Source organism: Methylobacterium symbioticum, from assembly GCF_902141845.1.
Lineage (GTDB): Bacteria > Pseudomonadota > Alphaproteobacteria > Rhizobiales > Beijerinckiaceae > Methylobacterium > Methylobacterium symbioticum.
In genome coordinates, this window is the sequence record NZ_CABFPH010000012.1 from 83,472 (window position 1) to 91,619 (window position 8,148).

6 protein-coding genes are annotated in these 8,148 nt (G+C 71.8%); all 6 read right to left on the bottom strand.

What is annotated here, in order from left to right:
- Positions 1 to 168 precede the first annotated feature (168 nt).
- From MET9862_RS06745 to MET9862_RS06770, 6 genes are read right to left on the bottom strand one after another with little or no spacing between them, the layout of a single operon-like run.
- The gene (locus MET9862_RS06745) at positions 169 to 1,317 is read right to left on the bottom strand and encodes an ABC transporter substrate-binding protein (protein WP_142582337.1); all 1,149 of its coding nucleotides are present in this window, start codon (positions 1,315 to 1,317) and stop codon (positions 169 to 171) included.
- Between the two features lie 40 nt (positions 1,318 to 1,357).
- A complete protein-coding gene (locus MET9862_RS06750; RefSeq protein WP_142582338.1) occupies positions 1,358 to 2,557 on the bottom strand; it encodes a xanthine dehydrogenase family Fe-S subunit in 1,200 nt (399 codons plus the stop codon).
- Complete coding sequence (locus MET9862_RS06755; protein ID WP_142582339.1) at positions 2,554 to 3,420, bottom strand: FAD binding domain-containing protein; 867 nt, start codon at positions 3,418 to 3,420, stop codon at positions 2,554 to 2,556. The genes MET9862_RS06750 and MET9862_RS06755 overlap by 4 nt, the downstream gene beginning before the upstream one ends.
- Complete coding sequence (locus MET9862_RS06760; RefSeq protein ID WP_142582340.1) at positions 3,417 to 5,771, bottom strand: xanthine dehydrogenase family protein molybdopterin-binding subunit; 2,355 nt, start codon at positions 5,769 to 5,771, stop codon at positions 3,417 to 3,419. Before MET9862_RS06760 ends, MET9862_RS06755 begins: the two co-directional genes overlap by 4 nt.
- On the bottom strand, positions 5,768 to 6,634 hold the full coding sequence (locus MET9862_RS06765; RefSeq protein ID WP_142582341.1) for an alpha/beta hydrolase: 867 nt from the start codon (positions 6,632 to 6,634) through the stop codon (positions 5,768 to 5,770). Before MET9862_RS06765 ends, MET9862_RS06760 begins: the two co-directional genes overlap by 4 nt.
- An 11-nt stretch (positions 6,635 to 6,645) precedes the next feature.
- On the bottom strand, positions 6,646 to 7,929 hold the full coding sequence (locus tag MET9862_RS06770) for an amidohydrolase/deacetylase family metallohydrolase (protein ID WP_142582342.1): 1,284 nt from the start codon (positions 7,927 to 7,929) through the stop codon (positions 6,646 to 6,648).
- Positions 7,930 to 8,148 lie beyond the last annotated feature (219 nt).

Here is an 8,148-nt window from a genome sequence, read left to right on the forward strand (position 1 = left end):
GGAGGGTGGCCCCCGAAGGGGGTCGGGAGAGGGGAGCGCGGTGAACGGAGGAGACCGGCCAGGTTCGAAGGGCATGGCCTCCTTCTGAACCGTCGCTCCCCTCTCCCGACCCTCGCTCACGCGAGGGCCACCCTCTCCCGCAGAGGGGAGAGGGCAAGCGCCTGGCCCTCAGAGCGTCGGCACGACGACGCGGCCGTCCTTGATCTCGATGAGGTAGACGTCGGGCTTGCTCTGGCCGCTTTCCTTGCCGGCGGGGCCGGCCTTGGCGAAGCGGATCGGGCCGTTGAGGCCCATGAAATCGACCGACCAGAACGCCTTGGCGATCGCGGCCGGCTCGGCCTTGCCCGCCTTCTCGATGGCCTGCGCGATCGAGCGGATGCCGTCGTAGCCGCGGAAGCTCTCGGTGACGCCGGCGAACTCGAAGCCGCGCTTCTTCCACTCGCTGATGAAGTACTCGGTCGCCTTGGGGTTCGGCGTCTTCTCGGGGATCCAGGGCAGGAAGGTGGTGAGGTGCATGGTGCCGTCGGCGGCCGAGCCCGCCTGAGCGATGATCTGGTCGGGGTTCTGCGAGCCGCCGGTGGTGATGACGCGCTTCTTCAGGCCGAGCGCCGCCATCTGCTTGAACAGCAGCACGAGCTGATCGACGGCGCTGGTGACCATGATCGTGTCGCTGTCGGAGGCCTTCAGCTTGGCGAGCTGGGCGCTCATGTCCTGCGCGCCCTGGTCCATGGTCTCGGTGAGGCCGACCTGGACGCCCTTCTCCTTCAGCATCTTGCCGAAATCGGCCGCGGCGCCGCGGCCGAAATCGTTGTTGAGCACGAGGAAGTCGACCTTCTTCAGCCCAAGCTTGGCGACCATGGGCGCGAAGGTCTCGGCTTCGAGCGCCGAGGGCGGCGAGATGCGGAAGACGAAGGGGTTGCCGGAGGTGGTGATCTTGCCGGACGAGGAGGTCTCGACCAGCATCGGCACCTCGTAATCGGCGAGCTTGGGCATCACCGCCAGCGTCAGGCTCGAGCCCCAGGCACCCATCATCACCGGCGTCTTGTCGCTGGTGATCAGCTTCTCGGCGACCGCGGCGGCCTCGGTCGGGTTGCTCTTGTTGTCCTCGACGACGAGCTCGATCTTCTTGCCGAGCAGACCGCCCTTGGCGTTGATCTCGTCGGCGGCGATCTTGGCGCCGTTCACCACATAGGTGCCCGAGGCCGCGAAGGGCCCGGTCAGGGGCTCGTTGACGCCGATGCGGATGGCCTCGGCCCGCGCGCCCGTCGCGGCGAGCGCCAGCAGGATCGCGGTGGTGAAGGTGAACCGGCCGGACATATCTCGGGTCTCCAGGGGTCGAGGGCTCGAAGGGGTGAGGTCAGGACCGGCCGAACCACGCGGCGAGGCGCGCGCGGACGAGGCCGACGAGAAGGCGGATGGGGTCGAGGCCGGCGGCGGCCGGCGCGGCCTTGCCGGACAGGCGGGCGCCGAGGTTGCGGGCGAAGTCCGCCGCGATGCGGCCGGCGAGGTCGCGCACGAGGCCGGGCCGGCCGAACTGCGCGAGCGGGCCGGTCAGGGTGTAGCCGACATCGAGCCCGACCCGGGCCGTGCCGGGCGTCCCGCCGGCTCCGACCCGGTAGAGGATCTCGCCCTCGGTGGCCGAGCGCCCGCCGGCATCGCTGCCGGCGCCGCGCACCCGGCCGCTCAGGGTCGCGTCGTCGCGCGTGATGCGGGCGCGGCCGCGGAAGGTCGCCGCGATCGGTCCGATCCGCACCTGCAGCCCACCCTCGACCGTGTCGGCATCCGGACGGGCCGTCAGCACGGCGCCGGGCAGGCAGGCCGCAACGGCCTCGATGTCGCCGAGAAGGGCGAACACGGCCTCCGGCGGATGGGCGAGCGCAATCTCCTGCGTGAAGCGATGAGCCGGCTCGAAGGTCGTCGCGAGATCCGAGACGGCAGCAGTGGCCGTGGCAGCCGTGACCCGGTTCGGCTGCGCCCGCGGCGCCGCGACGGTCTCGCCGATCCGGGCGCCGACCGGCCCGAGGCCGCGCCCCGTGCCGGTCTCCGGCGGGATGCCGCGGGCGCGGCGATCCGCGATCACCGCCATCACCGCCCGGACGATGCCGGCATAGCCGGTGCAGCGGCAGAGGTTCCCGGACAGGCCGATGCGGATCCGCCGCTCGTCGGCCTCAGGCAGTCGCAAGACGAGGTCCCGCGCGGCCACCAGCATGCCGGGCGTGCAGTAGCCGCACTGGAGCGCGTGCTCCCGGTTGAAGGCGGCGCGCAGCTCCGCCGCGACCGGATCGTCGTCCAGGCCCTCGATGGTGGTGACGGCCGCCCCCGCGCAGGCACCGGCAAAGGTCAGGCAGGCCCGGGCGGGCTCGCCGTCGAGGAGCACGGTGCAGGCGCCGCAGACGCCGTGCTCGCAGCCGAGATGGGTGCCGGTGAGGTTCAGCCCCTCGCGCAGCACGTCGCCGAGATGGCTGCGCGGCTCGGCCTCGACCCGCAGGGAGCGGCCGTTCACCGTCAGCGCCAGGGCCATGCGGCCTTCGGCCGGTTCCGCCAGTGCGGCGCTCATGCGGCCTCCGGGAGCGGCTGGGGTTGCGGCGTGGCCGCCTGCGCCACGGCGCGGGCCAGAACGGTGACGTGGACATGCCGCTCGACGGCGTCGGCCATGCCGGCGGCCTGCAGGGCCGCGTCGGCGGCCCGCGCATCGAAGCGCGCCGCGAACGCCGCGTCGATGCGGCCTCCGAAGAGCGGACGGGCATCGGCGAGGAGCAGGGGCGGCCCCTCGACGGCACCGATCACGGCGCGGCCCCGGCCCGCGGCGGGGTCGATGCGGACGGCGCCGATGGCGTGGGCGAACTCGCCGATCTTGGCGCAGTGCTTGACGTAGCCCCAGGCGGTCGTGTGCGAGAGCGACGGCACGCGGACCGCGCGCAGCATCTCGCCGGGTTCCAGGGCGACCTCGAGCGCCCCGGTGATGAACCGCTCGACCGGGAGGATGCGGCGCCCGGACCGGCCCGCGATCTCCACATCGGCACCGAGCGCCATGAGCGCATTCACCCAGTCGGCGGCCGGATCGGCATGGACCAGGCTTCCGCCGATCGTGCCGCGGTTGCGCACCGGCCTGTAGGCGATGGCGGAGGCCACCCGCTGCAGGGCACCGCCGGTCACATCGGGCACGCGCCCGTCCTCGATGTCGGCATGGGTCACGCAGGCGCCGAGCACCAGGGTCTCACCCTCGACGCGGACCTCACGGAGTTCGGGCAGGCCGGTGATGTCGAGGACGAGGTCCGGCTCGACGAGGCGCAGGTTCAGCATCGGGCCGAGGGATTGACCGCCCGCGATCAGCTTCACGCTGCCCGGCGCGGTGGCCATGCGGTCGAGCAGGGCCGCGAGGCTCGCCGGACGCTCCCAGGCGAAGGGTGCGGGCTTCATGCGGCCTCCCGGGCCTGTTCGGGGCCCGTGCCGGCAGCGAGCACCGCCTCGACGATGCGCCGCGGGGTGACCGGGGAATGCAGCATCTCGACGCCGAGGGGCCCGAGCGCGTCGTTGATCGCGTTGGCGAGCGCCGCCGGGGGCGCGATGGCGCCGCCCTCCCCGATCCCCTTCTGGCCGAAGCGCGTGTAGGGCGAGGGCGTCTCCATGTGGTCGATGCGCGCCATCGGCACCTCGGCAGGACCGGGCAGCAGGTAATCCGCGAAGGTCGAGGCGAGCGGCTGGCCGCGGCCGTCGAAGCGCATCTCCTCGAACAGCGCCGTGCCGACGCCCTGCGCGAGGCCGCCATAGATCTGGCCGTCCACCACGAGGGGGTTCACCAGCGTGCCGCCATCCTCGACGATGACGTAGTCGAGGATCTCCACCGCCCCGAGATCGGGATCGACCGCCACGACGGCGGCGTGCGCCGCGTAGGAGAAGGTGCCGGAATCGCGCACCGGCTTGTAGCCGGCGGTGACTTCGAGCCCGCCGGGATCGGTATCGGGCGCCAGATCCTGCGGACGCCGGTACCAGGTGCGGGCGATCGCCTCGAGGGGGACGTCGCCGGAAGGGCCGACCACGTGGCCGCCTTCGAAGCGGCACTCCTCGGGCCGCGTCTGGAGCAGATGTGCGCCGATCCGCACGGCACGGTCGCGCAGCTCCTCGCAGGCCGCGGCGACGGCGCCGCCCGCCATCACCATCACGCGCGAGCCCCAGGACCCCGTGGAATAGGGCGTCATCGCCGTGTCGCCGTGGACGAGGCGAGTCCGGGCCACCGGCACGCCGAGGATCTCGTGGGCGACCTGGGCGAGCGTGGTCTCCAGGCCCTGCCCGTGGGAATGGGCGCCGATCCGGAGTTCGAGTCCGCCATCCGGTGTGAGACGGGCGGAGGCCTGCTCGTGGCCCGGCACCATCGGGATGCCCCAGCCGGAATAGACGGAGGTGCCGTGCGCCGCCTGCTCGCAATAGACCGAGAGGCCGAGGCCGATCCGGCGCCCGTCCGCCTCGCCCCGGCTTTGCCGGGCACGCACGGCTGCGGCGTCGATGGCCTCAAGCGCGCGGGCCAGCGCCTGCGGGTAGTCGCCGCTGTCGAAATGCTTCTTCGTGATGTTCTCGAAAGGCATCTGGGCGGGCCGCACGAGGTTCTTCTCGCGCACGACCTCTGGATGCAGGCCGGCCGCGCGGGCGACCGCGTCGAGAACGAGTTCCAGGGCGAAGCAGACGCCGGTGCGGGCCACGCCCCGATAGGGCAGGATCGGGCACTTGTTGGTCGCGACCGACCACGTGCGGCAGCGATAGGCCGGGAAATCGTAGGGCCCCGGCAGGATGCTCGCGACCTGCGCGGCTTCGAGGCAGGCCGAGAACGGGTAGGCCGAGTAGGCGCCGGAATCGACGGTCGCCTCGCAATCGATGCCGCGCAAGCTGCCGTCGCGCTCGGCATAGGCGGTGATGCGGTAATGGTGCTCGCGGCAATTGGCGTTGGCGGTCAGGTGCTCGCGACGGTCCTCCAGCCAGCGCACCGGCTGGCCGAGGCGCAGCGCCAGCCAGCAGAGGGCGACATCCTCCGCCAGCAGGATCGCCTTGTAGCCGAAGCCGCCGCCGACATCGGGCGAGACGATGCGGATGCGGCCCTGCTCGATCCCGAGGCATTCCGAGAGGCCGTTGCGCACGATGTGCGGCATCTGCGTCGCCGTGTGGACGACGAGCTGGTCGAGGCGGTGATCGAGCTGCACCACGGTGCCGCGCCCCTCGATCGGGGCCATGCATTGCCGCCCGGTGGAGATGGTGCGGCTGACCTTGATCGGCGCATCGAAGGCCGAGGCGATGTCCACGTCGACAAGCGTCTCCAGGTAGACGTTGTCGCCCCAATGCTCATGGACGAGAGCGGAGCCGGGCTCGCGGGCCGCGAGCATGTCGTGGACGGCCGGCAATTCCTCAAGGTCGAGGACCACCGCTGCCGCGATGTCCTCGGCCTCGGCCCGCGTCGGGGCGATGCAGATCGCCACCAGCTCGCCGACCTGCCGGACCTTGCCCGTGGCCAGGACCGGCTGCTCGGAGACCTTGAAGCCGGGGAGCCCCGAGACCGCCCGGATCGGCTGCACGCCGCCGAGGTCGGCGGCGGTGAAGACGCGGTCGCGATAGGCCTCCGGCACATGGATGGCGCGGATGCGGGCATGCGCCAGCGGGCTGCGCACGAAGGCGACGTCCTGCAGGCCGGGCAAGCGGATGTCGCCGACATACTGGCCGCGCCCGCGCATCAGGCGGTCGTCCTCCTTGCGGGGCAGCGCGGCCCCGACGCCCTCGGCGCTCATGCGGCGCCTCCGAGGAGGTCCTGGGCGGCGCGCACCAGAAGGCCGTCGGGCCGGCGGAATTCGGTGAGGATCGAGAAGTGGTCGGCGCCCGGCACCGGTAGCAGGGCGCCCGGAGCGTGGGCTGCGCTGCGCAGGGCGTGAAGATTACGCGCGTCGTGGACGAGGGCGGGCAGCTCCCGGCTGCCATAGGCGACCGTCATGGGCTTGGCGACGACCGGAAGACGGAGCGGCGAGAGCGTCGCGATCTCGGCATCGGTCAGCGAGAGCTTCTCGTTCAGGTAGGTGTCGCGGATGGGCGCGAGATTGTAGACGCCGGAGATCGCGAGCACGCCCACCACGGCCGGGTGGCCGAGATGCAGGGCCGCGAGCTGCGCCCCGGCCGACCAGCCCGAGAGCACGACCGGTCCGGCGATGCCGTGGGCCGATCCCTGCGCGGCGAGCCAGTCGAGAGCAGCCCCGATCTCGGCGACGATGGTCGCGAGGGTCGCCTCGGGCGCCAGGCTGTAGCCCGGCATCGCCACCGACCAGCCGGCTTCGTTCAGGCCTTGCGCGAAGCAGGCGAAGTCGGCGCGCGCGTTGCGCTGCCAGTAGCCGCCATGGACGAAGACGAGACAGGGCGCCCGCGGGTCGGCCGCCGGGTAGAGGTCGAAGGCGGTGCGCTCGGCCTCGGCATAGGGGATGTCGAGGCCTGCCGGATGCGCCGTCCGGTACGCGGCGGAGGCCGCGTTGCGCGCGGCGACCTGCGCCGCGCTGTCGGGCACACCCGCATTGTTGTCGTAGGCGGCGCCCCGCCCTGCCCGGTCGAGGCTGTCCCAGCGGCGGCGCGGATCCGGCGGCGTCGGGTCGTCGAGGATGAAGGGCATGGGCGCCACCGTCAGGCCGCGATCGCCTGGGGGAGGATCGGCGAGTCGGCCTCGAAGCGCTTGCCGGCGCGCAGGCAGAAGGCGGGGCGCAGCAGGCGCTCGGCCACCACCTTGGTGTCCTCGTTGTCGCGGAGCAGGAAGCGGCCGCGGTCGTCGTGCAGCACCGAGACGTCGGCCGCGAACCCGACCGTCAGCGCGCCAAGCTGATCGCTCATGCGCAGCATCGCGGCCGGATGCGAGGTCACCATCGGCACCACCTGCTCCAGCGGGATGCCGAGAGCCATCATCGAGCTCATCGCCTGGGTGAGGCTGAAGCGGGCCTGACCGAGGAAGGGGTGGTTCTCGTCGTCGTGATGCTCGTCCGGCGTGCCGGCGGGCTGAGGCGCCTCGGGCACCTCGGTGTTGTAGCCGTGCATGTCGGCGCCGAGCGTGTAGGGGATGACGCCGGCCGGGAGCGAGGCCCGGGCGACGCGGTAGGAGAAGTGGCTGCCGTGGCCGACATCGACCTTCAGCCCCGCATCCATCGCGGCGCGGATGATGTGGTGGACCTCACCCTCCTCGTTGATGAAGCCGCCCGGGTGCCGGGTGAAGGGGTGGGCCAGCACGTCGCCGGGGCGCAGCAGCGGGATCACCCGCTCCATGATGGTGTCGGCATCCTCGCCGTTGGCGCCCGATTCCGGCAGGCCCCAGAGCTGGCCGAAATGCACGTAGAGCGGCAGGTCCGCCCGCCGGCTGATCTCGGCGGCCATCTCCATGACCTTGATGCCCCAGCGGGCGAAGCCGCCGATCTCGGCATGGCCCTTGATGCCCCGCACGAGGTCGCGGTTCTCCACCGCCGACTTCACCGTCGCGTCGATGTCGACGCCGTCCGGGCTGTAGAGGTTCGGGTAGAAATGCCCTTCGAGGCCGCCGACGAGATAGGCCGAGAGGAAGGCCAGCACCCGCGTCTGCGAGCGCTCGGCGATGAAGTGGCGGAAGCCCGGCAGCGTCATGCAGGACGGGCCGCCCTGGTCCACCACCGTGGTGACGCCGGAGCGAACGCCGACCATGTCCGGGTTCAGGCCGAAGCGGCCGGTGACGTATTGGTAGACGTGAGCGTGGGTGTCGATCATGCCGGGCAGGACCAGCTTGCCCGAGACGTCGACCACCTCGGCCGCGGCGGAGGGCAGGATCGCCTCCTCGACCGCGGCGATGCGCCCGTCCTTCACGGCCACGTCGCGGATGCCGTCGATGCCGGAGGCGGGGCAGATGACGCGCCCGCCGCGCAGGACCAGATCGTACCGCCGATTGTCCATCTCTCGACCTCGTGATGTCGGCCGGACCGAGCCGGCCCGGTTCGTGCGGAAGGCGCCTTCGACAAAAGCGCAGTGTGCTTCGCATTTCCGTATTGCATGCACCGTGCCAAAGCCGGAGCGTGTGTGGATGCCCCCTGTTTGGCAAGCATGATCTTTGAGATTTCGGCGGGGTCTTCGATCGGACGTGTGTCAGGCCTCACAATGTGGCCTTCGATGACG

Bases quoted from the DNA above. Each gene is read 5' to 3' on its own strand.
- MET9862_RS06760 (WP_142582340.1), bottom strand. From the start codon at position 5,771: ATGAGCGCCGAGGGCGTCGGGGCCGCGCTGCCCCGCAAGGAGGACGAC.
- MET9862_RS06770 (WP_142582342.1), bottom strand. From the start codon at position 7,929: ATGGACAATCGGCGGTACGATCTGGTCCTGCGCGGCGGGCGCGTCATC.
- MET9862_RS06755 (WP_142582339.1), bottom strand. From the start codon at position 3,420: ATGAAGCCCGCACCCTTCGCCTGGGAGCGTCCGGCGAGCCTCGCGGCC.
- MET9862_RS06745 (WP_142582337.1), bottom strand. From the start codon at position 1,317: ATGTCCGGCCGGTTCACCTTCACCACCGCGATCCTGCTGGCGCTCGCC.
- MET9862_RS06750 (WP_142582338.1), bottom strand. From the start codon at position 2,557: ATGAGCGCCGCACTGGCGGAACCGGCCGAAGGCCGCATGGCCCTGGCG.
- MET9862_RS06765 (WP_142582341.1), bottom strand. From the start codon at position 6,634: ATGCCCTTCATCCTCGACGACCCGACGCCGCCGGATCCGCGCCGCCGC.